Below are 25,543 nucleotides of genomic sequence, written 5' to 3' on the forward strand. Positions count from 1 at the left end.
TCAAAAAAGGGAGGTATTTTCTATCCATGCATGCACCCAAGTCTTATATCGTACGGAAATTTCCGCTCAAATTATTAATTGATCATGAATTCCACCTGCAGCTCTCTGCCCGGGAAGAACAGCGTTATCACATCAAACAGCAGGACAACCAGTTATTCCGCCAGATCCGTCTGGTCACCGGAGACAGCCGTGACTTTCTGCCCTATCTGATATTCGTGAACTGCAAAGGCGGTAAATCCTATGAGGAGGAACTCTTACTCCTAATCAGAGGCGGCCTGTGGCTGAACGGCCGCAAATATCTGCTGAGTGAGCGTTCCGCGTCCATGACCCGAACTTCGATCTTAAGCTTTATCGATGCTTCCATTGAAACGGAAATCAATCGGAGAATCACAATGGATCTTCATATGGATCAGACCGTCCTGTCCAAATATTATGCATACCGGGGGCTGGCTTTGAGTTCATGTCACTGCCTGGAGGGCTGGTTTCCAAAGATCGTCATCGTCCCGGATTATAAGAGGGTGATCCGCTCTCAGCATATCCGCTACGCAGCGGATCATCACAGCCAGTTCACGGACCGAAACGGAGTCAAACGGGACTGGGTCCAGAAGGAAATCGAAGAGACCACCACGGACATCCCCATCAATGTCTTTGACGGCAGCGGAATCCATCATCCGGCCATCACTGCCATGGTAAAAGAACTCACCGGCAGCCGGACTGATCCCACCACGATCCTGTGGAGAGCGCCTTTTATCAAAGGCGTAACCCATCAGATGGACTATGAGACCTTTTACCGGGAACGAGGTGTGGATCATATCGTGGATATCTGGGGGAAAGCCCATGATTTGTCGGAACCTATGATCCTCATGACCGAATCGATGTACAAAGGGAAAAACTATTTTGAACAGGCTCAAGATTATTCGGACTGGGAACGGTATTGGGAAATATTCCGGAAATACCACCACTGCATCGGTGCCGCAAAATGGAACTACTCTGTGGAGGAAGAGCCGCTCTATACCCGGGCCAATTACCAGATCCTGCAGGACCTCCATCTTCCCTATCAGGATTTCGCCCTACTGGCCCGGGAATCTATCTGCTGGGCGGAACGCATTGTTGAGGGAGATCCCTTTTCGGCCTGCTGCTTTCTCGGTCTGTTCGCCGATTCCCCGATTGAAACCCTGAACGCTTACGGCAAAGCCGTTCTGAAAAATCCGGAGATGCTGAAGGAGGACGGTGTCCGAAACTATCTGACTACTCTGCTTCGGAAGTACCGGGACGAATTCAAATGCGGCAAGCTGTTTCTGAAATCCACATTTAAATTCCTGGCCGCCGACCCCATTTTATTGATGGAACACATCGGCGGGCTGGAACCAGTGGGCGCGCTTAAGAGCGATGAGTTCTATTCCTTTGACATACATGGCCATTATCTGGGAAAACGGCTGATCGAGCGGAATCCTCACATCTGCCGTTCCGAGCACGTGCTCCTGAACGCCGTTACCAATGAGGTGCTGGAAAAATACTGCGGCCATCTGGCCAACACCTGCATCATCAACGGTCTCAGCATTACCCCCCAGCGTCTGAACGGCGCGGACTTCGACGGGGATCTGGTGCTGGTGATCGATGAACCGCAGATGATAAAAGGCGTGGATCCGGATATCCCCATCGTAATGGACCGGGAGGACAAGGTCACCGCCATGGAGCAGGCCGACACACCGGATGCCAGGGCAGAGATGATCCTGCGCACCATGAACAATCTGATCGGCGAAACCAGCAACTGCGCGACCGCCTATCATAACAAAATGCCAAAGACCCAGGAACAAAGGCAGGTCTACGAATCCTACATCGATCTGCTGAGCATTATCAATGGAAAGGCGATCGACTATGCCAAAACCGGAGTGTTTTATCAGATCCCCAGAAATATTGCTAAATACGGGAGGCCACTGCCCTATTTTATGAAATATGCCGGACCTTATTATGCCAAATTAAAAGAATTCTCCCGCTCCCACAGCAATATGAACCGGCTGTGTATGGAATTGGAAAAGTGGGACAAAACCATCCGGTTCGGGAAATCCTTCCAGAACTTCGACTACAGGATTATGCTGGATCCGGATATCACGATCCCTGCCGGGTTATTTACGGCTGTGGAACAAATTTATCTGGACTTCTGCCGGGAAATGCAGGAACTGGGTAAAGAGCAGTCTATGATCCAACAGTATGACAAATACAAAGAGGAGCTGGAGGGCTGGCTCACACGGGAGCAGGCGAATGAGTTTCAGATAAACTGGCAGTTTTACTATAACAAATATCAGAAAGCCTGCCGGGATATCTGCCCGGATCCGAAGGTTTTAGCCAATATCGCGGTACTGCTGTGCTATGAAAAATATCCGAACAAGAATAAAAAATTCATCTGGCGGGTGGCCGCGGACGGACTTCTCCAAAATATCCGCACGCAGGAGGCAGCATTTCCGCTGCAGGATGAGCAGGGCGATTATGAATATCTGGGCAAACGGTATCGTCTGGCTTCTTACCATAACACGGTTTAATAAACCAGGTTCAACATTTAGCCATCAATCTGGTTCTAAATATCAAATTTGAACGATCAATCCATATCAAACGGAGGAATAAGGTTGAACAAAAGTTCACCTATACTTCCGCGCAGCATGCGAAAAAGGTTCCGTGAACCTTTTTCCGTAGAATTTATGGCGCAGTATATGCGCCACTGGAGGAAAACATGATAAACGAAAAACAGGAAGCACTGGACTATTTACAGGGAAAACATATTCAGGAGGACAACATGTACCGGACCTGCCTGATCATCGCGCGTTATTACAAAGAGGAGGGGCTAAAGCATGTGGATATCCGCAATACCATCTTCGACTGGGCCGGTCAATACCACATTTACATAAAACATGACCTGAATGCCATCATCACCTACGTGATGAGTAATCCTCTCCCGCTGAAAGAGAAAACCGTCAAAATCAATCAGAAGGACCGGGATACGATCAGCCGCATCACTACTAACCCCAAAACCAGGCTGGTGGCTCTGGCACTTCTGTGCTATGCCAAAGCATATGGGAATAAAAACCGGGAATTCCATATATCCTCCGTGTCCCTGGGGGCGTGGATCGGCATGCACCGCTCTCAGCTGAAACGGCGGTATATCCAGGAACTGATCGATTTTGAATATCTGGAGGAACTGGAAAAACCAAAAAATAATTATACCTGGTCTAACCCGCAGAACACGAAGTACCGCATACAGGCTTCTCTGCACAACAGCGGGGAATACGAGCTGGTTCAAAATGATATCCGTAAATTATATGAAGAAGTGTTTTCCTGACTGTTTATGAATACTAGAAATAAGTGCAGGCAAAATGTGTACATCCGGTGTGTGATTCCAGCGCGCCAATAATCGAACATACGTTTCGTGTGGTTCGTATCAATATTACACTTCTGTTCTTTCTTCTGACTAACGGAACCGCCTCCTGGCAGACGCGCGGGATACGGCTTCCGGCAGCTCTTCGGAATGCATCCGCAGCGCCTCAATCACCAACCGGAACAAACGCAGCGGGATGCCGGAAACCGAAGAGTTGCCGGAAGCCGTATCTCAGCGATCGACATCTCCTCACCAATAATCCATATTATCAACCATCCCGTCAAACAGCGGCCGATAAGGCGGTTCCCAAATTCATCCTTACATTTACCCGAAAACCTGAATTATGTTCCAAATTACAACCATGAACACAAATACAATTTAGAAAGCGAGTGAAGCCATATTATACCGATTACACAGGCCGAATGCTTCTATCTTAGAAGCCACGGCATCTTCTGTCCAATGACAAACAAAACGCACAAATACAAGAAATACTACATGATCGAGAACAGAAAGAACCGTATACTGCTGGAAGATTACCGGCAGGCTCATAGGTTAAGCGGCCAGCAGTACTATAATCAATGAATCTATGGCGCAGCATCGTGCGCCGCTGGAGGTAAATATGAAAATTAACTGGAAAGTACGATTTAAAAACAAAGCATTTGTTATCGCATTTATCACAGCCGTCGTGGCTTTTATTTATCAGGTTCTGGCTCTCCTGGGGATCACCCCGGCCGTGGCGCAGAATGATATCCTGTCTCTTCTCTCGCTGCTCGTTAACATGCTGGCAGGCCTCGGCATTCTCATTGATCCCACCACGAAGGGGGTAAATGATTCCGGCCGCGCCCTTACCTATGAAGAACCAAATTAAGGAGGCATTCGCCAATGTCAAATTGTATGAATTTATCCAGGCTTAAGGAGGCCGTAATCGACGAGATCCGCAATGATCCCACTGTGGCAAAAGAACTGGGAGACACCGTGACTGCCATTGATCCGTATGGGCAGTTTTTGTTTGATCACCAGAAAAACCCGGCCGCCTGGGATAAGACGGCTACCTATCTGACCGTGCAGCTGCACATACCTAAAGTCAGCGAGGATAAGAAATGGCTGGTTCCGACTCTGGAACTGCAGATTATATCCCATGAACAGCATTTAGCCCCTGCCGGCTCTGAGCCGGCATTCAGGAATCGGAATGACTATCTGGCGGACCTGCTGACGCAGAAATTCCATGGCCGCAATGATCTGGGCAGCTTCGGCCCGTTTTTACTGACTTCCGATATGGAAGGTGTGTTGGAAAATAACTGTCTGTACCGCAAGCTGCTGTTCGAAACCAGCTGTCTGAACAGTTATTGTGAGGACAGGGGGTAAGGATATTGAAACGATCAGAAGTATCGCCAGAAGCAGCCGTCGATGAACTTTTGCTCTACCGGGGGGCGGATTATCCGGTCTCCGGACAGATCCTCATCCATCAGCCTGCGCTGGACGAAATTTGTATGTATGGGGAAAAAGAATATTATCAAATGGTGATCACTCTTTGCAGTGTCCCGGCCGATTTAAAATGGCAGCTCTGGGATATGGGGATCGATTACACATTGATCGACGAGTTCCAGCTCTTCTACAGCTTTCTATCCAAATACTATGGCCGGGAACAGACCGGGATCCTGTTCGGGGATCTGGATCTGCAGAGATTTGAACCGTTTGTGAATGGGGAAAGCAAGGAGGTCGTTATGTATAACAGCGCGGAGGATATTGTCATAGACGCTGCGTTATATGGGAAAATGACGGATTATCTGCGTCAGATGCACGGCCTTGTCAAAGATGAGAAGAAACCGGCCAATGAAACCACGAAACAGATCCTGATCGAAGATGCCAGAGATGAGTATCTCCGGTTTAAAGATAGAGAATACCACAGTCACTTAAGGAACCTGATCTCCGCCATGGTCAACAGCGAAGGATTCAAATACAATCTGGAGCAGGTATGGAATATGAAAATCTATGCCTTTATGGACAGCGTGAAGCGGATCGCTAAGATTAAAAATGCGGGGCTTTTGTTAGAAAGCGGCTATTCCGGTTTTGGGATTTCGCTTAAGGAAATCAATAAAAAGGAGCTGGATTGGATGGGGGATCTGGAATAGAGATTTTTAAAGAAATAAGCCGGCCGCAGTCAGGGACTGACGCGGCCGGTTTATATAAATCGGATGCCGCAAACGGTAATCCAAATAAAAAACAAGGAGGAATTCAATATGGAATTCAATTTTAACCCCAATGAGTTAATTCTCGAAAGGATCAGAGCGGTAGAAGCCTATAATCCCGCTACAGACGAATTAATCGGCAGACTGACACAGATCGAGGAACCGGTTCTGGAGACATCCGCCACCGCCCTGGACGTGGTAGACGCCATGGGTACCCCGATTCACACATTCTACAATGCACAGCAGGGTAAATTCAGCGGAAGTAATTCCCTGTTCTCCCTGGATCTGGCTGCCAGCCAGTTCGGTGCTGAGAAAGTAGTCGCTACCGCAGACAACAAGATTACAATGTATGCTTCTGAGACGGTCACCATCGGATCGGACGCGACCGTAGTTCTGAAGCATGTGCCCGTAGGTGCTGCCGGCGCGGAAATCAAGTATGTCAAAGTGATCAACGACAATAACACGTTTGGTGAAACTTATGAAGTAGCCGCTGCTGCCGGTGCAGGCAAGTTTACGCTGGCCGCTGCTACCAAAACCATTACTTTACCTGAAGGTACTGCCGGACGCGTCTTCGTAAATTATGCTTACGAGAGCGACAACGCCGTGTCCATCACCAAATCCACCGATAAGATCCCGGAAGTACAGAAGCTGCTCATCCATGCCATCTTCCATGATCCCTGTGACGCGAATCTGGTATACGCCGGCATGATCGTTTGCCCGAGAGCTCAGCTGGATCCCACGGCGATCAGCCTGTCTCTGAAGTCTGACGGAAAGCATCCGTTCACTTATTCTCTGAAGAAACCGTATTGCGCGGATTCCGCTAAGCTGTTTGATATCCTGGTGTCCAGAGATTAATTATAATGGACCGAGTGCCGGAATGTTCGGTCGTGTGTATTTCGGCACCCATGTAATTTCGGTACTCAAATAAATGAATTGTATCGGGCATTTTATCATGGGTGGTAATGGCTAACAAATTTCATCCTTACCTGAATGTGCGTGAATACGTGCGCAAGGGGAAAGATTGAGCAAAAAGTTGTTCACTCATACCTGTATGTGCAGATAAAGCACACATGGAGGAAAATATGGATTATATAAATGCGCACTGCGCGATCTGCGGCGCCGGATACCACGTCTGCCAAAGCTGCCTGGAAACCAGGCAGTTCAAACCCTGGCGGACGGTTACGGATACGGTCAGCCACTTCAAAAATTCGATTCTGCATGACTTTGAAATCCGCTCTGTGGACCGCCAGGCGGCCCGGGATGCGCTAGCGGAATGTGATCTTTCTGATCTTGACATCTACCTGCCGGAGATTCAGGCCAGAATCGAAGAGATTCTTCATTCATAATTTCGAATGCACACGGTTACGAACATTCGATTTTCATAAATGAGTTCATGGGCAACCGCTCTATATTGAATAGTGATTTTTCCTTTGTTTCTATGTGGACTGTACGGAACGCTATTCGCTTTCGTACAGTTCATTTTTTTACGAGACTGCGGGGGATTTGGTTCGGATTTTAGATAGATTCGGACTTTCGATTGAGTTTTATTTTAGGCTTTCGGCTGGCGTTTCTTTTGCCTTTCGTTCGGATAAGTGTAAGATTCTGTAATATTGTGTGGAAATTGTAAAAATAATTGGTAAGGAGTGAGCAGCCATTAAAGAATATTCGGAAATGTTTCATAGGGAATATGAAATCGAGGATACGGTGCGGATCGTGAATACGAAACAGGCGGGGATGTATATTAAGCATAATATTCCGCTTGTGGATCTGTTTTGGTCCAGGGATACGCTCGTGTTTGTATTTAACAGGGAGGATACGAAGGAGGCTTATGAGCTTTGGTGCAGGCATGAACTGTATTAAGCAGAGTTATTTATATTCTTCTGCTCTCGTTTTCTTTTGGTTCCTTTTGGGGATATAACTTAAAGGAATCATAATTTATACTTTTTAAGATAGGTTTGTTTTTTTAGGATTCGTAATTTAACTTTTATTGTAATGATTCGTTAGGAGGAAGTTTTCATGAATAAAACGGAAATGAAGAAAATTGTCAAAGCAGCCGACTATAATGCCGTATTCTGCTATCACGAGGACCACGCCGGATTTGTGCCGCAGGAACTTGTGGAAAATTCGGACGGACTGGTAAAAATCGTATTCCGCCCTTTTGATTTTGCCACGATCGCTGCTGTATCTGAAAAGGTGGCGGAAGTCGTTGTGCCGGAAGACGGCGGGTATCACCCGGAGATCCGGGATCTGCTGGTTTTGTATTATGTGTTGAGTCTCTCTGCGGATGTGAAGCTCGGAGATTTTGATGCTGAGGAAATGTACCGGTGCAGCCTTTCCCCGGTTGGGAAACTGGTTCGGACGCAGACGAATGCGATCGGATTCCTGCAGCGGCTGGTGGAGCTGTGTGACCAGAAGATCGAGTATCGGAAATCGATGGCTTTGAAAGGGAAGGATGGGTTCGGTCAGTTGATGGAGGCACTGGTGGACCGGGCGAAGGCCGGGGATTTCAGCTGGATGCAGCAGGCTGGTGGTGCAGGGCGGATTGACAGATTGGATTCCGCCAGAGTGGTTTCTAACGGGGTTGACAGGGCGGATTCTGATATGATTGGTGGTATTGAGAGGAAAGGTGTGGTGGCATAGAATGGGCTTGACTTGGAACGTCAGGCCTGGATGCAGGTATTGTGAAAGGTTATTCTAGCGATTGGAGGAGTGCCAGAATGACGAAAGGAGTGATTATATATGAGTGAAAATACAGAAAATATGGTTGCTGTAGGGCTGGATCCTTCCGGTGTCCGGGGTGACCTGAAAGAAATACAGAATTATTTGAATCGGAATCCGGTGAAGCTGAGTTATACATTGGATAAGAGTTCGTTGAAGAAAACGGTGGATCAGTTATCGGCTCAGATATCTAAGAATTTGAAGATTGAGAAGATTTCTGTGGATACAAATAAAATAAAAGCTTCATTAAATACTTCTCTAAATAAATCAAATGTCTTTAAAGACACCGCCAATAATATAATAGGTTCCATTTCAAGCAAATTAAATACCGGAATAACAGATTCAATAATTAATTTAATCAAAAGCAGTGGTAGGAATAAAACGCATTATCCTCTATATATGCCACTGGGAAGTTTAGCAGTGATGTGTACGAGTTATATTTCCTAATATAATAAGGACTTCCATAGTTAAATGGCAAAAATGGTATATGTCCAAAAACATATACTCCCTTTAATAGTTAAGGGACGGGAAACTCCGTTAAGATAGGGATACTAATTTGTTATGGTAACATAACATCGGCAACAGCGAAAGCTGAAGGTATAGTAAAAACTCCTTATCTTGGACAATCCGCAGTCGACAGTTCTTTTTGAGAACTAGGCTCATCGAGTATCAGGGCCATATGGATTTTAAATTCATAAATGTGTATTCAAAGCTACGGATCGCACAATTCGTTAAAACTATTAGCTTGCAGCTATCCTCAAGCTTGTGCATGTTGGGTGTTTAGTCAAAAAACATTAGATAGCAATTTGACAAATCTATACCATGATATCTATAAATAAGCTCCGCATACCTTCGGTAAAATAATATTGATTTTTATCATTAATTATATTAAAACTGATTTCATCAACTTCATAATTTAGGTTACCCTTAAATAAAAGCTCGACCGATACTTCATAATATCCTAAATCCTCAAACCACTCACATGATAGTATACGATAACTTAGCTCCCAATCTTTACCATAACGCTCATCATTTCTATCCATAAATTCTTTAAATTTTTTTGTCGAATACTTAATATTTTCATAATGTTTTGTTACAACTCCATCTGCACCATGTAGGGTATAAGTATACTCATCATCCTTAAAACATTTTTCAAACCATTCCGGATTACGTGAATTATTAGCTTTAATGTAATATTCTATAGGCTGATTTATGTTTCCATTATCTTTCTTTTTTATAAATATAAATATAAGGAATGATATACAAATCAAAATTATTATAACGAATAAAACAATTAATCTTAATTTATACTGCTTTTTCATTGCTATCCCCACTCACATATTCTAATTTAGTAGCTATTAACTTATATGTATTCACCTTTCCATATATGATTCCCAACATCATTACTAGCAAGATATATAATAACAAAATTACCGGAAATATACAAGGAATTTCATCTCCCATAAAATCTTCCTTAATATCTATGGCAATAGACTTTGGTATATCAGGAATAATAAGTGCTATAGAGCGACAAAAAGAACTTAAAAAAATGCAAATAGAGAATGCCAAATTAGCTGCACAATCATCAGAAGCCGAATCTGAAGAAATACAAAATCTAATGACTAATTATAGTCAATTAGCACAAGAAGTGTCAAATAATAATGAACAAAAAATCAGCATGTCAAATTTGCAAAATAATTACTTGAGACAATTGGGATTTGAGGAAAATCAAATTGAAAATCTAATAAAAAAATACGGCAGCTTAGAAGAGGCAACGCAAAAAGCAATAATAAGCAAATTACAATTAAATGAATCAGATTTGTATATTAATGCTGGTTTAGCTAAAAAGGATTTATTAACAACTTCAGATAATGGTAAAAATTATTCACATATTGAACGTATAAATATACCGGCGCAAAGTCCTAATGATATATATACGAAATTAGAAGAAATTATAAATAAAAAACAGTTAAACAACGCATTTTTAAATCTGGGTAATGGTATGGATTCCATCGAACTTAAAAATCCAACAAATACACCAGAAGGAATCAAATCAAACATAGAGACGTTAGAAGCTTTGATAGTTGCTCTAAATGAGGCCTATTCATCAATTGACAAGATAGAAGAATTGACTTCTTCAGACTTGTATCTTGATTTAACATCCAGAATTAATATATTAAATCAAGAATATGAAAAGTATTTGAACGCTAATAAGGAAGTAAATACTAATCAGGCACAACAATTAATCTATCCATATATATTTTCTAATGATATCCCTGAATCACTTGATAAATTTGATGAATTTAAACAAAAAATTATTGATGCAGCAACAGAAAGTGGCAAATTCTTAGGAACACAGGAAGAGATTACTGACGCAATTAATGACACTCTATCAGTCCTGCCAACCTTTGCAAGATTTTATGGTAATTCTGCACCCGCATCATCATTTTCATTTTTAGAAAATACTGATATAGGTAAACAGTTAAATGAAATTAAAGCAAAATTTGAAGATGGAGAGTTTACTTATAAACAGTATTTTGATTCCTTACAAGATTGCTTCGATAATATAGACCTAAGTAAATACACATCAAGTGTAGAAGACGCAAATAATTTAACCAAACAATTATTTTTAGGTAGCGTTGAAGAATCTGCTAACTTTCTAACCAAATTAATTGATGACTTTAATTCAGGTACTATTGATGTCACTGACTATTTAGATGGATATTCAGCAATTGCTGAAAATTTAAATTCGCTAACAGATTCTCTACAAAATAATAATGAACAATGGTTAACTAATCAAGAGGCTTTAGACTCTTCTACCTCTAATCAACTTGATAATTATCAGGAGCAATTATCAAATGCTATAACACAGATAAATACCTTTAAGGACAGCTTAAAGTCATTATCCGCACTTTCTTCTGGTGAATTTCTGACAGGTACATCCGAATACGAAGATAATATTAATGTAATTGCCGAAGCTTTATCACATGTAGTTAATACTAACGGTGATATGGCTGAAAAGATAAAAGAAAAGCTTGGAACTACTACTTCTGAAATAGCTTCAAGTATGACAGGTAGTGTTGAAAATCAGGCTATTGCTGCTGAAATAATCGTCGCAAATACAAATATCGCCATCTCTAACATGGCCAAATCGATTGGTGACTTGTTTACTGTTTTAGGAGAACAAATCTCTAAATTCCATGTGGATTTAACTTTTAAACCTACATTTAAAGATGGAGAACTAAATCTCTCCGTAGATGCACGTTCTGATTCTTTATCCGCTATTGGCACTGCTATTAAAAATGTTGGTAAAACTATAAACGAAAGTGCGAAAAATCAGTTCCTTACGGTAGAAGATCTTGGGTTTAATAAAAGTGGTTATAGTCCAAAATCTAAAAGTTCTTCTGGGAATAATAATTACAAGGAGAATGCTAAGGATGCAGAAAATTCTATTCGCAATTCAGCAAATAGTGCGAAAGATTCAGTTAAAGATGCTGCTGAAGAAGCCAAAAAAGCTCTCGATGAATTAATCAAGAAATTCGACGAATTAGAAAAAGGCCACGATCTTCGCCTCAGCCTATTTACCGACCGTGACGATAAAATAAAAGACTCCATTAAATTATTAGAATCCCAAGGCAATCAAGTTGGAAAGGCTTTCTACGATGAACTAATCAATTCCCAAAACAAACAAATACAGATATTAACACAAAAACGTTCCGATCTTGAAGCCTATCTGAATGACAGTGTCTCCTCCGGTAAGATTGATGTCGGTACGGAACAATGGTTTAAGATGACCCAAGCCGTCGAAGACACCAAAGACGAGATTATGAAATGTACTCTGAATGTCGAGGAATTCCAGAATAAGATCAACGAACTTCATTGGAAGCAATTCGACAATTTTATTGATCGGCTGGATGGTTTGGACAGTGAAATTAGTAATATACAAGATATTCTATCTAAAAAGGATCTTGTCGAAGAAGATACAGGAGAATGGACAAAAGAAGGGATTACTACCCTCGCTCTCTATGGGCAGGCCTACGAGCTTGCCATTTTTGAAGCTCAGCAGTATTCAGACGAAATCAAAAAATTAGAGGATGCTTATAAGCGGGGAGAATATTCCAGTACCGAGTATCAGGAAAAACTACAGGATTTAACAGATAAGCAATGGGAATCTATCAAAGCTGCCGAAAAGGCAAAAGAAGGGATCATTGATTTAAATAAGGCCAGAGTTGACGCCGCCAAAAAAGGCATCGAAAAAGAAATAAAGGCTACTGAAGAACTTATCGACAAGAAAAAAGAAGCTCTGGATATTGAGAAAGAAAGCCATGATTTTCAGAATTCTGTGGCGGAAAAGCAGGATGAGATATACAAGCTCCAAAGACAGTTAAATGGGCTTGCAACCGATGATTCACAGGAAGCTGCCGCTAAGAAGAAAAAAATACAGGCCCAACTGACAGATACACAAAAGGAACTGGATGAAATTTATTATGACGAATCCATTGACCAACAAAAAGCTGCACTAGATACTGAACTTGAAAACTACAAGGCGGACCAGGAAAATAAAATTACACTTCTCCAAGAATCTCTTACCAACGAGGAAGAACTTATCAAAACCAGTCTCCAAACAGTTCAGGACAATCACACAGCTGTTTATGATACCCTAACACAAATGGGGGATGAATATGGCATACAACTGTCTGGTGCGATTGTTAATCCTTGGATTGAAAGCACGGGAGCTCTGGCAACGTTTACAACATCATTTGATGAAAAAAAGAGTCATTTTAGTACTGAATTAGGGAATCTAAAAACGGATTTTGAAGAACTTGGCAAAAAAGCTGATGAAACTGCAAATAAAATACTGAATATGCTTAATCAGATTGATCAGTCTTATAAGTCCATGGATTCTTCGACCAATTCACAAGAAACTCCAAAAAAATCAGGCGAAAACGAAAAGGGCTCAAATTCAAATAAAGGAAGTAAACAAAAATATCAAGTTTTAAACTATTTTGGTAATTTAGTAAAAGAGTTCTCATCATACGAAGAAGCCAGTGCATGGGTCAATAATGATAAAAATCTATATATACGAAAACTCGCTAAAGGAACCCGCCACGCTTCCTCAGGTCTAGCTTGGGTCAACGAGCAAGGCCCTGAAGCCATCTTCTCCAAAACTTCAACCGGCTCCTTCCATCTAATGAACGAGGGCGACCAAGTATTCACCAAGCAGCAGACCGATAACCTCTACCGTCTCTCCACCGCTGCCCCCTCCCTTCTTCTATCCGCCATTGCCTCCCCCGCTCTCCCTGGAACCGGAGCATATCTCCAGCAGCAGTCCAACTCGCCAACCAACATCGACATCAAATGCCCGGTCTACATCCAGGGCAGCGTAGACAACCAGAATATACAGAAAATCCAAAAACAGATAGACCATTCTATCCTCAAAGCTGTAGGAAAGCTGAACCAATCTTTATACAAATCAGGTGTAAGAAAAGCATAACTATTAACTAAATACGATTAGACAATTAACATTAACCAATAAATTAAAATTTAAATTAAAACCTGTTAATCAGCCATCCACACCAAAATCCAATCATATTAACCTTTATCCGGGAATCCATAATCCTGGACACATAATCCGGGACATGTCCACATAATCCGGGACATGTCCATATCGAAAGCGGCTGCTGGAGAAGGGACTTTTTCAGCAGCCTCGAACTGTTTGTACATGTCCCCCATCAACATGTCCCCTATCAACACCACTCAACATGTCCCAAACTAATCCAAGCGGACATGTCCACTGTTCCAGCCAACCACACAATCAATAAATTATAACCATCAAAGCAAAGAAAAATTTAGGAGGTGTTGCTATGCCCGTCTATGGAACAAGCTTTATATACGACGGAATCAGCTCAGACCGCTACCAATTATTACTCGCCAGCATTGGCGACGAAACCGACGATGAAGTGGATATGGGTCTAAATGTCGAGCCTCTGGTATCCGAAAGCCCGCTACCCTTTAAGCAGGATTACGGTATCCAGTATTCGAATCCCTTATCCTTCCGAATCACCGTAATCCACAAAGACGGTTCCTATTTCAGTTATTTTCAGATTCGGGAAATCGCAGCCTGGCTCACCGGCCGTCAGCATCCCTGCTGGCTTCAGATTCTTCATCCGGAGTACGATGATGTTCATTACTGCTGCCGGGCCACAGAGATCTACAAAAGAAAACAATATGGAAAAATCATCGGCCTGAGTATCGTATTTACCTGTAATTCGTCCTTCGGCTTTTCCGATGAGATCACTAAAAGCTTTATGATCGATAAACCCGATTACACATTCACCCTTTATAACGACTCCGATGAGGAGACACCCATCCGGCCGCTCATAACCGCACAAATGGCCCCCTCATTCCCTACTTTGAAGATCGAGAACCTGACTGCCAACGATACGTTTCAGTTGGATCATATCCTCTCCAGCGATACGATCACAGTAGATAATCAGAATCAGATCATCCTGATCAACAGCCGTTATAAAAATCTGGGGGCAGACTTTAATCTCGGCTGGATCCGTCTGAAACGCGGAATCAATGAGATCAGAGTCAACGGAAACAGCTCTCTGGAGTTCCGCTATCGTTATCTTCTGAAAGGCGGTGACCTGTAATGCCATATCCTTTCCATTTATATGACATGCCCGATCCCCCTGCACTATATCTGTGTGAAGTGGATAAGGAAATCCTTGGAGCGCTGCCCGCCACCGGCATTAATCTGACCAGGAAGTTCAACGATATCGACGAAATCACCTTCCAGGTACCCAGAGAATATACCGATATTTACGGTACTAAAATCCTGACACCCTTGTATGAAAAAATAGAGGCTCTCCGTTTGATCTATATTGAAAATTTCGGTTATTTTGAGATTCAGGAACCTTCCATCGAAAAAGATGCGGTCTCGGAACATAAGGAATGTACAGCCTACAGTCTGCAATATGAACTGACTAAAAAAAAGCTGAAATCCTTTTATATCAACCTATACAACGGAGAAGATATCGACGGGGTGGAGCTTTGGAATATCGATCATTCCAAGTCTCTGCTGCACCTGTGTCTTGAAAAATTTCCTCAATGGAATATAGGCAACGTAGATTCAAGTATCAGAGAACACAAACGCTCCTTTGAAATCGAGGAACAGGATGTATACAGTTTTCTGACAAAGGACGTGGCAGATACCTTTGGTTGTGTTTTTGTATTTAATACTATTACGAACACGATTGAGGTCTATGCCGAAGACAATATAGGAGAAGATACCAGCATCTACATATCCTATGAGAATCTGGCAAATACAGTCTCTGTCAATTACAACGCGGACGATATCGTGACCTCTCTTACCATTCTCGGAGCCGATGACCTGGACGTGCGGAACCTGAATATGGGCCAGGACAGTGTCCTGGACCTCTCCTACTATCACACTCCCGAGTGGATGGGGCAGGAGCTTTACGATGCCTGGAATGTATATTTGGATAAATTCAATTCCAGAACAGAGGAATACAGGAATCTGGCCACTCAGGTGGACACGAAATATCTGGAGGTCTACGAGCTGATCAACCGCGCACCGGCTCCTGATGCCAAAGAAGGGGACTGGACAAAATATGGCCGCGAAGCACTGTTAACCGCGATCAAAAGTTTAGAAATCACGAATTCAAATAAACGTGATCTGGGCTGGTCTGATCCCCAAAATAAAAATTATAAAAAATATAAAGATGAGTTCGACAAGTTAAATGCAGCAAAAGAGGCACTCAAAAATCGCAATATAGAGATTGATGCCGTCAACGAAGCGATCCAACAACTTTTAAAACAAATGAACGAGATTGCCGCCGCCGTCCACTGGAAAAACATCTTAACCCCTGAGCAGCAAAAGAAAATAACCCGTTTTATCAGAGAAGATACCTGGCAGGATTCGAACTTTGTCGTAACCGATAACGAATCTCCTGCCGAAGAAGATAAGACCAGAAAAGAGCTGTTGGCATATGGCAAAAAATATCTTTCAAAAATATCCAGGCCTCAGCTGACATTTTCCATGGATATAAGCAATATTTTCGCTCTGAAAGAATTCGAACCTCTGGCTGGCCGGTTTGAAGTGGGAAACTACATTCATGTAACGCTGCGGGAAAATTATTCTTTCCTGGTGAGACTTCTGCAATACACGATCTCTTTTGACAATCCATCCGAATTTACCTGTGAATTCGGCAATGCTGCAAGAAGCAAAAGTGAGTTTGATAACCATTCCGACTTATTGGAGCAGGCTGTGACTTCCGGAAAAACCGTAGCTGACTGGAAATCCTACTGGCAGAAATCTGCCGATAAAATTACGGAAATTGATCATATGATCAAAGACGGACTCGATACGGCCGTCACCTCCATCCACTCCGCATCTAACCGAAACGATATCACCATTGATGAAACCGGCATCCATCTTCGTATGCTCGAAGAGGACGGAAGTTACAGTACCTGTGAAGCTGTGTTAACCGGTAATAAGCTATTATATTCCGATGACAATATGGCTACTGCTAAAACCGGTCTGGGCCAGTTTGAAATTGAAGGACAGAAGTTTTACGGTCTGTTAGCTGACGCTGTATTATCCGGTTATGTCGGAGCATCGCATCTGGTCGGAAATGAAATCAGCAATGGAAATAACTTTACAGTTAGTACAGACGGCGCTGTAACTGCCAAAAAAATAACAATCCTGGGCGGGACGATCACTTGGGATGAGGTAAATAAACCGGAAAATATGGCCACGAAGGATGAGTTACCCAAAGTTCCCGATTACCTCAAAAGCACCTATATCAGCGCCACAGAGCTTCACTCTCCGAATATCATCGGCGGCCATCTGAAAATCATCAACAGTTCAGGCACCATATCCTCAGAGATCACAACCGATGGGAAATTAACGGCTACGGGGGCCACTATATCCGGGAATCTCACTGCGACCGGCGGTACGATCGGCGGCTGGAAGATCACCAGTGACAGCATCAGCAGTAACGACGTATTTATCAGTTCTAACCCGTCGAAATATGCCTTTGCCGCCGGAGGCCATAATCCGGATGGAACTGATGCATTGACCAGAATCGGCCATAATGGGCAATTTTATACCCAAGATGCTATTATCAACGGTAATACGGAAACCGCAGCAAAATGTATTATATACAATTCAGACCAATCATACCGCACAGATATGTTTGGCGGCGGGTTCCATATCTATCGTTCTGGTGATATTAACAAAGATATAGTGACAAAAGTTAGTACGAATTCTCTGGTAGTGAAAAACGGCAAAGAAGAAACGCAGGTTCATTCCCAATTTGTATCCGTACTGGACAACGGTAACGGAACTATCTACACTACGGATGGTCCGGAAAAAAGATCCGGAGCCGAACTGAAATCTAACTTTTTTATTCCAGATAATCTGTTGGATGATGTGCTGAACACCGATGTGTATTCCTATAATTACAACAGTTCACTGGCCCGTGGAGTAGACTACACGACCTACGGATTTGTAATCGGCGACGGTTACAAAACCAGTAACAAGATTCTAAGCAAAGATGGCCAACGGATCAACATGTATTCCTCCATCGGCGTCCTCTGGGGCGGCGTCAAAGAACTGGCCGCCAAAGTATCCGCCCTCGAAGAAAAGATCAATCAACTCACTGCCCCCCAAACCATTACTCAACCCACAAAAACCCCACCCACGAACCAGGAGGTGAAATAACTTGCAAGAATTAATTAAAGTTGACATCGGCCGGTACGAAGACCGAATCTTTGCAGAATTTCAGCAGGGAGAGCGCGGAAGCCGCGTTCTCCTGGTAGAACCCCGCCTTCACGGAGCACCCTATCCCATCCCCGAAGGCGTGAAAGCAAAGATCCAGTACGACAAACCGGACCGCAAAACCGTAACCAAAAATGTAGAGATCGCAGGCAACAAAGTGGTCATCCCTTTCACCGAGCAGATGTGCACCACCGAAGGCATCTGCGTCTGCAAGATTTCCTTTTATACAGATACCCAATTCAACGAAGCCGGTGAAGCCACCCAGGAAATCACTATATTAAAATCCGCCCTTTTCAAAATCAAAATCTCCGGCGGCATGATCGACGAAGCCCATATCATAAGCTCCGATGAATTCAGCGATCTTCTGGTAGCTCTCGGCCGGGCAGACAAAGTCGTCAATGACTTCTCCATCCTCAACCAGGAGTTCCGGCAGATTTCTAACGACTGCATACAAGCCACGGAGGACTGCCGCCAGTTAAATGATAAAGTAACCGGCGCAGAGGAACAGCGCGTTCTTCACGAAAACGCGAGAATATCCGCGGAAACTTCCAGAGATGACGCGGAATCCATCCGCAGTTCCAATGAAGAAATCCGTAAGAACGCTGAGAATGCCAGAATCCAGGCGGAAAATTCCAGGAAAACTGCAGAAACTTCCAGGAGCAACGCCGAAAAAGCCAGATCCACAGCTGAAGCCACAAGAACCTCCCAGGAATCCGCCAGAGTATCCGCTGAAGACAGCCGTAAAACTGCGGAATCTGGCAGAGTTGCGGAGGAAAACAAACGTAAGACTGCGGAATCTGCCCGTGATGCAGCAGAAACGAAAAGAAACCAGGCAGAAGATACCCGGGGCAGTCAGGAAACCGCCAGACAGAACGCTGAATCTTCACGCGATGCAGCAGAAAACACCCGAAAGTCCCAGGAGACTGGCAGAGTTACCGCAGAACAGAACCGTGTAAAAGCAGAAACTTCCAGAGTTAACGCCGAAAAAGCCAGAGCCACCGCGGAAACTACTAGAGCCTCCCAGGAATCCACCAGAGTATCCGCAGAAGACATCCGCAAAACCGCGGAAACCTCCAGAATATCAGAGGAAAGCAAACGCAAATCTGCGGAATCCGCCCGAGACACAGCGGAAACCAAAAGGAGTCAGGCCGAAGATATCAGGATCAGCCAGGAAACAGACAGACAGAATGCCGAAACTTCACGCGCTGCAGCAGAAGATACCAGAACTGCTCAGGAAACCGACAGAATAACCGCAGAACAGAACCGTGTAAAAGCGGAAACTTCCAGAGTAACCGCTGAGACATCCCGGGGGACCGCGGAATCTGCCAGAGTAACTGCGGAAAACAACCGGAAATCTGCAGAATCCTCCCGGGTAACCGCTGAAACCAACCGCAGTTCTGTAGAATCTGACCGGGCCAAAGCCGAAACCGCCAGAGCTCAGGCAGAATCCACCAGATCCAGTCAGGAATCAGCCCGAAAAAATGCAGAATCTGCCCGTGTAAGCGCAGAAAACACCCGTGTTTCCCAGGAAACCAGCCGGGTCACTGCGGAACAAGGCCGGGCAAGTGCCGAATCCACCCGTGTGTCAGCGGAAAATACCAGAAAAACCGCGGAGACCGCCCGACAGACTGCAGAAACAAAGCGGCAGACAGACACGGCCGCCGCCATTACCCAGGCCAATGAAGCCGCTCAGGCTGCACAAGATCTCGTAACCGGAGCCGACGTTGTCAAAACGCCCCAGTTAAATGCCGTAGACAATAAAATCGGTACCCTGTCGTCCTTACAGACCACTGCAAAAACAAATATGGTAGCCGCTGTTAACGAGTTGAAAAATACGATAAAAACTATTACATCCATACAACTGCCAATTAAACTCTGGTCCAGCAATACTTATACCATCACAAACTCTCTGATCAAGGCAACCAGTATCTGTGATGTCTACTTTTCCAATGACTCTCTGGCAGAAGCAGCCAAATCGAAAATCACCGGTGAAACCTTTGACGGCCGGCTGGTGCTCACTGCCCAGAGAACCCCATTGGCCCAATTAACAATCGATGTGATAAAGGTGGTGAATCCCTAATGCCAGTACGATTTAATCTAGAAGGAGGGATCGATCCCTCACAGGCCAACGCCACAGAAACCCAGGTGCTGTCCGGCAGTACCTTTTACGCCGGTACCAATTCAGACATCCGAACCGGCACCATGACCAACCGGGGCAGTGTCACCTCCTCCTTAAACTGCGGAGGCAGCTATACCATCCCGGCAGGTTACCACAACGGAAGCGGCAAGATCACAGCCAACAGCCTGGCCAGCCAGACTTCCGCCACTGCCGGTGCCTCCCACATACTAACAGGAAAAACTGCCTGGGCCGGCGGCAGTAAAATAACAGGTACGATGCCGAACAGAGGTAATGTATCCAGCTCCCTGAACTGCGGCGGCACCTATACCGTTCCTGCCGGTTATCACGCCGGCAGCGGTAAAATCACTGCCAACAGTCTGGCCAGCCAGACCTCTGCCACCGCCTCAGCCGGGCATATCCGTTCCGGATATACCGCTTGGGTAAATGGTGCGAAAATCACCGGTACCGCAGGGGTAAGGTACTATTGGTCCGGAACAGGCTTTATCATTAATAACAGTTATCTTCAGGTTAGACCCGGGTTTAACCCTACGCTTCTGTTTGGCCGGGCTCAATTAGCCGATTGGTGGTACACCGTATCCCTGGATCCATACGATCCTAACATCTCATGGCTCACAAAGCAAAATGACCACTGCTGGTTAAACGGCGGCGTAGCCCGATATTCCGACGGACCGGACATACCCGGCTTCGGCGGAGACGGCCACAGCGGTTCCGGTAACTATGCCGTCACCTGCAGTGCCTGACACCTGGCAGCCGATCTGGCATAGACACTGCGGCGATCCATATAGAAATGGTCACTATGGATAACTTTCGAAGCGAAAAAAGAAACAGAGAGGAGCGAATTAGGTTTGCATCAAAATCCCAATTATCTCCCGGACCGTGAGACATCGGTCCGGGATGTATCTATCCGCTTTCCATCATTTATCATTCCTGCCCATGCCTGGGAAAACAATATATTTATCATGTACAGCGAAGTATTTCTGGAAGGAGTCAGCGCTGTCGATGTTACCTTCGATCCCCGCAGTATACCGGATATTCCAAAATATGGCATACAGTGTCTCATCGAAGAAGGAAAACTTTTGTTTATCGCCGCCGGAGGAGTCCCGCCAAGGGATCTCTATGTAAAATCAGTTAATATTTACAATCATCTTAACAAAGAAAGGCTTTATGATAAATACGATTACGAAGAATTTAATCAAGGGAGGAAATCAATATGACTCAAATAAACTCTGTCGTTGTTATTTACGACAATACCGGTAAAGTATGGTACCAGGGTTCAGGCCTCGGTACCCCGGACGGTCTGCAGTATATGGAACTACAGCTGGATCCCGGTGACTATGTGGAGAGTATGGATGTTACCACGACGCCGCACACTCCAGTGATTCACAAAGGGATGGTCACCATGGATGAACTGAAAACACAGATCGACGATCTGACACTGGCTATGGCCGAATTACTGGGGGTGTAAATGATGCCGCAATGGAAATTAAATATATTTGTAAATGCGATCAAAGTCCGTATGGAACGCGAAGGCAGAACCGCGGCGGACATTATTCAGGAATATGCGAAATTAACAGCTTCGGAAAAAGAAGAAATTCTCGCACGATTATAAAATGCATTATGGGAAGCTTTATGTCCGTAAAAATTTTTGCAGCAGGCGAAGGACCACCCTTCCGCCTGCTCTGCTGTAGAATCGGGTAATTCTATTTTCCGTTAGGAATGCTCGATTCAAAGGTAACAAATTTACAGGTAACATACCTAAAAATCTGTTATTTCTACTATAAATTTTAATACAGAATAGGCCATAAACACTTCAAATCAGGAGGACATTTTATGTCAAAAATTTTTGTTGGTAACTTTACTGGTCCAAAAGGTGACGTCGGTGCCGCCGGGCCTCAAGGTCCCAAAGGTGATATCGGTGATATCGGCCCTGTTGGACCGAAAGGAAAAGATGGAGTTGGCATAGGCCAGACCGACTCACAAGGTGTCGGCGAAATTTTTAATGCTTACGTAGATACGAAAAAGAATATGGCTCTTAGTGAATTTTCACATGCAGAAGGTTATCTGACTGTTTCAAATGGACAAACTTCTCATACAGAAGGAAGATTATCTTCATGCGGCTGCATCGTGATAAGGCCTGGTAGCGTAGTAACTAATTTAACGGTTAAAACTTTTACAATATCAAATACATCCCTCAATCATTTTGGAATTACAGACTCAACTTCATTTATAAATTATATAAGAAAAGATGCAATCGTATTTGTATACTTTCTTCAAAATAATGCGTTATATAGAGAACATATACTAAGTGCCAGTTATGGTTCAACTAATTCTACCATCGATGTTTGTGTAGGTAACCATAACTATTTAAGCTCATCGGCATCTGACTATATATTATATATTCCCACGGTTCAAGGTCCGGTAACCTCTCATTCGGAGGGAATTGAAAGCGTCGCTTTTGCTGCCGGATCTCATGCGGAAGGGAATCAGACTATAGCATCTGGAATCACCTCACATTCGGAAGGTATACAGACAATTGCAGCAGGAAATTATTCTCACTCTGAAGGAACGAATACTATTTCAGCAGGATATGGATCACATGCAGAAGGGTACGATACAAAATCCACGGGAACCTATTCGCATGCAGAGGGTTCAAACACAATAGCAATAGGAACATCTTCCCATGCGGAAGGGGGACGTACATCCGCAAAAGGAAATTATTCTCATTCGGAGGGCGGCTACAGTGGTACAAGTTGGGAAACTACCGATGTAACCTCATCTTCCGTAACGATTAACGGACCTGCGTCTGATGGTGCTTTTTCACATGCAGAAGGCCAACAGACCTATGCTCAAGGCTCTAGTTCTCATGCGGAAGGGAATCATACAAAAGCACTAAATAGCGGATCTCATGCGGAAGGTATCTACACAGTTGCTTCCGGTCTTGGTTCTCATGCGGAGGGTTCTTACACCACAGCTTCCGGTGTGTATTCGCATGCCGCCGGAAACTATACAACCGCAGCCAATACAGCCTCAACCGTATTCGGAAAATATAACAAAGCCCTGGTGACTGGTGGCGCTGTGGATAACACAACCGGCGATGCTTTCGTAATAGGAAAAGGCACCAGCTCCTCTAACCTGGCGAACGCTTTCCGTGTAAGCTTCACCGGTACCGCCTACGGGTTAGGCACCTTCAACACCTCCGGCGCCGATTACGCCGAATTCATCTACGAATGGCAGGACGGCAACCCCAGCGCCGAAGACCGTGTCGGCCACTTTGTAACCATAGAAAACAAGAAATTAAAATACGCCGGCGAATCAGATTACATCGCCGGAGTGACATCCGGCTTTCCTTCCGTAGTCGGCTCCGGCGACGAAGACTGGTTGGGCAGATGGCAGCGTGACATCTTCAACCGAATCCAGTATGAAGAAGTAGAAACTCCTGTCACAACAGAAAAATTGGATGCAGACGGATATCCCCTGCTTGATGATTCCGGCAGTATCATCACGGAATCCACCGGAGCAGTGATCCGTGGATCCCGCCCCATCCAGGTCCCAGATTATGATCCCGCTCAGACCTACATAGAACGAAAAGACCGTCCTGAATGGGATTATGTAGGTATGCTCGGCCAGCTGTCCGTATATGACGACGGCACCTGCGAGCAGGACGGTTACTGCAAATGCACTGTTGGAGGGATCGCCGCCAAAGCCTTATCCAAAAGCCCGGACACCTATCGCGTCCTGGAACGCCTGAGCGATAACATCATCAAAATATTATTTCGCTAAATACGCCCCTCCATCGGCCAGTCAGGCTGATATTTTTTATGCTGGCCTTTCCCAGCAGTGAGTATTGCCTGCAAAACTCTTATTCACACAGAAAGGAAGTGATACCTCATTGAAGCGATAATCACCTATTTCACATCCCACATCGTCGAATGGCTCTTCGGTGCGGCAGCCACTCTCGCACTGTTCGGCTACCACCGGATCAGCCGCTCCATCAAAGAGCAGAAAGAAAAAAATGATGCGATCGCAGAAGGCATACAGGCACTCTTGCGTGAAAATATTATCCAGTCCTACAACCACTACAAAGAGAAAGGCTACTGTCCCATATACGCCAAGGAAAGCATCCGCAGACTGTACCAACCCTACCACAAGCTGGATGGAAACGACGTGGCTACCAAATTAAAAGACGAGCTTCTGGCCATGCAGACCGAAAAAGGATCCCCCCCTCCCGCTGCCAATCAATAAATTAAATAAGAAGGAGTATCCCTATGTATAATGGAATCGATTTAAGTTACCACAATGGATCTGTCAATTTCTCCGGTGTAAAAGACGCCGGTTACCGATACGTAATCCTGCGGGCCGGATACGGCAAAAACAACATAGACCAGGCTTTCGAACGCTATGCCAGTACCTGCTTGAACCTGGACATCCCCTTTGGCATCTACTGGTTCAGTTATGCGCTGAACGAGGACATGGCCCGCCAGGAAGCACGCTGCGCCATAGAGTCGGTCCGCCAATACAAAACCAAATGCCTCATCGCTTACGATCTGGAATACGACTCCGTTCAGTATGCACGTACCAAAGGTGTAAATATCGACCGTGCCCTGGCTACGGAAATGGCCCGTGTTTTCTGCGAGGAGGTTGCTTCTGCCGGCTATATCCCTGTCCTGTATTCCAATAGAGACTATCTGATAAATTATTTCGATCTCGACAGGATCGATGCTTATCTGTGGTATGCCAGATACACCTCCACATTAAGCGATTCGGAAAAATTTTCCTGTGCCATCTGGCAGAAAACTTCATCCGGAAAAGTTCCCGGTATCAGCGGCAAAGTTGATGTCAATGAATTCTACATGGATTTTGAAAATGCAGCAGCACCAGAGGAAAACGGTCCTTCCACTCCACAGAGCCCTGCCTGCGATCTCCACGTTCTCCTATTCCAAAAGGCGGCCAACGCAGACGGTTACCGGGATATGAACGGGCAGCCTCTGGTTGAAGACGGCCTGGACGGGCCAAAAACCCGTTATGTGCGAAAAAAGATCGCCTTAAAAGCTAAAAAATCAGGACTGAAAATATCGGTCGGCTCAAAAGGTGAGCTTGTAAAATACTGGCAGACCCGTTCCAATGAGATCCTGGGCACCTCCATCAAAGTAGACGGATATTTTGGGAAAGAAACGCATACCAATACCGGAGCCATACAGGACAAATTAAATTTATCCAAAGATTATATTGCAGGTTATAACTCACTAACCGCTGTCTTATATAACTAAGCGTCTGCACTAATTGCTTTAACAACGACAATCAGCTAGATTACAAAATCA

The 25,543-nt window shown here is 44.6% G+C and carries 23 protein-coding genes; 21 read left to right on the forward strand and 2 right to left on the reverse strand.

Translation table 11 applies throughout. The features are described from left to right. The first annotated feature begins 26 nt into the window (after nt 1-26). From KTH90_RS23420 to KTH90_RS23465, 10 genes are all read left to right on the forward strand, one after another. The gene (locus KTH90_RS23420; RefSeq protein WP_158355400.1) at nt 27-2,540 is read left to right on the forward strand and encodes an RNA dependent RNA polymerase; all 2,514 of its coding nucleotides are present in this window, start codon (nt 27-29) and stop codon (nt 2,538-2,540) included. 188 nt (nt 2,541-2,728) lie between these two features. Then, nucleotides 2,729-3,334 carry a hypothetical protein gene (locus tag KTH90_RS23425; RefSeq protein WP_158355398.1) on the forward strand — a complete coding sequence of 202 codons (606 nt, stop codon included), beginning with the start codon at nt 2,729-2,731 and terminating at the stop codon, nt 3,332-3,334. Nucleotides 3,335-3,989: 655 nt separating this feature from the next. Beyond that, nucleotides 3,990-4,238 carry a phage holin gene (locus KTH90_RS23430; RefSeq protein WP_158355396.1) on the forward strand — a complete coding sequence of 83 codons (249 nt, stop codon included), beginning with the start codon at nt 3,990-3,992 and terminating at the stop codon, nt 4,236-4,238. Between the two features lie 14 nt (nt 4,239-4,252). Continuing rightward, nucleotides 4,253-4,735: a hypothetical protein gene (locus KTH90_RS23435; RefSeq protein WP_158355394.1), complete on the forward strand. Its 483-nt coding sequence runs from the start codon at nt 4,253-4,255 to the stop codon at nt 4,733-4,735. Between the two features lie 5 nt (nt 4,736-4,740). Then, the gene (locus KTH90_RS23440; RefSeq protein WP_158355392.1) at nt 4,741-5,502 is read left to right on the forward strand and encodes a hypothetical protein; all 762 of its coding nucleotides are present in this window, start codon (nt 4,741-4,743) and stop codon (nt 5,500-5,502) included. 108 nt (nt 5,503-5,610) lie between these two features. Further along, nucleotides 5,611-6,414: a hypothetical protein gene (locus tag KTH90_RS23445; protein ID WP_158355391.1), complete on the forward strand. Its 804-nt coding sequence runs from the start codon at nt 5,611-5,613 to the stop codon at nt 6,412-6,414. 227 nt (nt 6,415-6,641) lie between these two features. Then, on the forward strand, nt 6,642-6,905 hold the full coding sequence (locus KTH90_RS23450; protein WP_158355389.1) for a hypothetical protein: 264 nt from the start codon (nt 6,642-6,644) through the stop codon (nt 6,903-6,905). 325 nt (nt 6,906-7,230) lie between these two features. Further along, nucleotides 7,231-7,419, forward strand: coding sequence for a hypothetical protein (locus tag KTH90_RS23455; protein ID WP_158355387.1), 189 nt, complete (start codon nt 7,231-7,233; stop codon nt 7,417-7,419). A gap of 156 nt (nt 7,420-7,575) precedes the next feature. Continuing rightward, a complete protein-coding gene (locus KTH90_RS23460; protein ID WP_158355385.1) occupies nt 7,576-8,199 on the forward strand; it encodes a hypothetical protein in 624 nt (207 codons plus the stop codon). A 99-nt stretch (nt 8,200-8,298) separates the two neighbouring features. After that, complete coding sequence (locus KTH90_RS23465; RefSeq protein WP_158355383.1) at nt 8,299-8,724, forward strand: hypothetical protein; 426 nt, start codon at nt 8,299-8,301, stop codon at nt 8,722-8,724. A 368-nt stretch (nt 8,725-9,092) separates the two neighbouring features. On the opposite strand, the gene KTH90_RS23470 is transcribed toward KTH90_RS23465, so the two are convergent. Next, nucleotides 9,093-9,599: a hypothetical protein gene (locus KTH90_RS23470; RefSeq protein ID WP_158355381.1), complete on the reverse strand. Its 507-nt coding sequence runs from the start codon at nt 9,597-9,599 to the stop codon at nt 9,093-9,095. Beyond that, entirely contained in the window at nt 9,583-9,741 is a 159-nt protein-coding gene (locus KTH90_RS23475; RefSeq protein WP_238727540.1) for a hypothetical protein, read from the reverse strand. Before KTH90_RS23475 ends, KTH90_RS23470 begins: the two co-directional genes overlap by 17 nt. Nucleotides 9,742-9,760: 19 nt before the next feature. Here KTH90_RS23475 and KTH90_RS23480 point away from each other — a divergent pair, with 19 nt between their 5' ends. From KTH90_RS23480 to KTH90_RS23530, 11 genes are all read left to right on the forward strand, one after another. After that, a complete protein-coding gene (locus tag KTH90_RS23480; RefSeq protein ID WP_158355379.1) occupies nt 9,761-13,771 on the forward strand; it encodes a coiled-coil domain-containing protein in 4,011 nt (1,336 codons plus the stop codon). Between the two features lie 370 nt (nt 13,772-14,141). Beyond that, complete coding sequence (locus KTH90_RS23485; RefSeq protein WP_158355377.1) at nt 14,142-14,933, forward strand: phage tail domain-containing protein; 792 nt, start codon at nt 14,142-14,144, stop codon at nt 14,931-14,933. Then, nucleotides 14,933-18,028: a phage tail protein gene (locus tag KTH90_RS23490; RefSeq protein ID WP_158355375.1), complete on the forward strand. Its 3,096-nt coding sequence runs from the start codon at nt 14,933-14,935 to the stop codon at nt 18,026-18,028. Before KTH90_RS23485 ends, KTH90_RS23490 begins: the two co-directional genes overlap by 1 nt. Nucleotide 18,029: 1 nt before the next feature. Then, nucleotides 18,030-20,165, forward strand: coding sequence for a hypothetical protein (locus KTH90_RS23495; protein ID WP_158355373.1), 2,136 nt, complete (start codon nt 18,030-18,032; stop codon nt 20,163-20,165). Next, nucleotides 20,165-20,965: a hypothetical protein gene (locus tag KTH90_RS23500; protein WP_158355371.1), complete on the forward strand. Its 801-nt coding sequence runs from the start codon at nt 20,165-20,167 to the stop codon at nt 20,963-20,965. Before KTH90_RS23495 ends, KTH90_RS23500 begins: the two co-directional genes overlap by 1 nt. A 105-nt stretch (nt 20,966-21,070) precedes the next feature. Beyond that, the gene (locus tag KTH90_RS23505; RefSeq protein ID WP_158355370.1) at nt 21,071-21,439 is read left to right on the forward strand and encodes a hypothetical protein; all 369 of its coding nucleotides are present in this window, start codon (nt 21,071-21,073) and stop codon (nt 21,437-21,439) included. Continuing rightward, nucleotides 21,436-21,690 (forward strand): hypothetical protein, encoded by a 255-nt coding sequence (locus KTH90_RS23510; protein ID WP_158355368.1) that lies wholly within the window; start codon nt 21,436-21,438, stop codon nt 21,688-21,690. The genes KTH90_RS23505 and KTH90_RS23510 overlap by 4 nt, the downstream gene beginning before the upstream one ends. Further along, nucleotides 21,691-21,834: a hypothetical protein gene (locus tag KTH90_RS23515; RefSeq protein ID WP_238727541.1), complete on the forward strand. Its 144-nt coding sequence runs from the start codon at nt 21,691-21,693 to the stop codon at nt 21,832-21,834. 221 nt (nt 21,835-22,055) lie between these two features. After that, on the forward strand, nt 22,056-24,005 hold the full coding sequence (locus KTH90_RS23520; protein WP_158355366.1) for a peptidase G2 autoproteolytic cleavage domain-containing protein: 1,950 nt from the start codon (nt 22,056-22,058) through the stop codon (nt 24,003-24,005). Nucleotides 24,006-24,269: 264 nt separating this feature from the next. Continuing rightward, the gene (locus tag KTH90_RS23525; protein ID WP_238727542.1) at nt 24,270-24,467 is read left to right on the forward strand and encodes a hypothetical protein; all 198 of its coding nucleotides are present in this window, start codon (nt 24,270-24,272) and stop codon (nt 24,465-24,467) included. 23 nt (nt 24,468-24,490) lie between these two features. After that, nucleotides 24,491-25,492 (forward strand): glycoside hydrolase family 25 protein, encoded by a 1,002-nt coding sequence (locus tag KTH90_RS23530; RefSeq protein ID WP_158355363.1) that lies wholly within the window; start codon nt 24,491-24,493, stop codon nt 25,490-25,492. Nucleotides 25,493-25,543: the final 51 nt, after the last annotated feature.

The sequence above is a fragment of the Diplocloster modestus genome, from assembly GCF_019042245.1.
GTDB classification, from domain to species: domain Bacteria; phylum Bacillota; class Clostridia; order Lachnospirales; family Lachnospiraceae; genus Diplocloster; species Diplocloster modestus.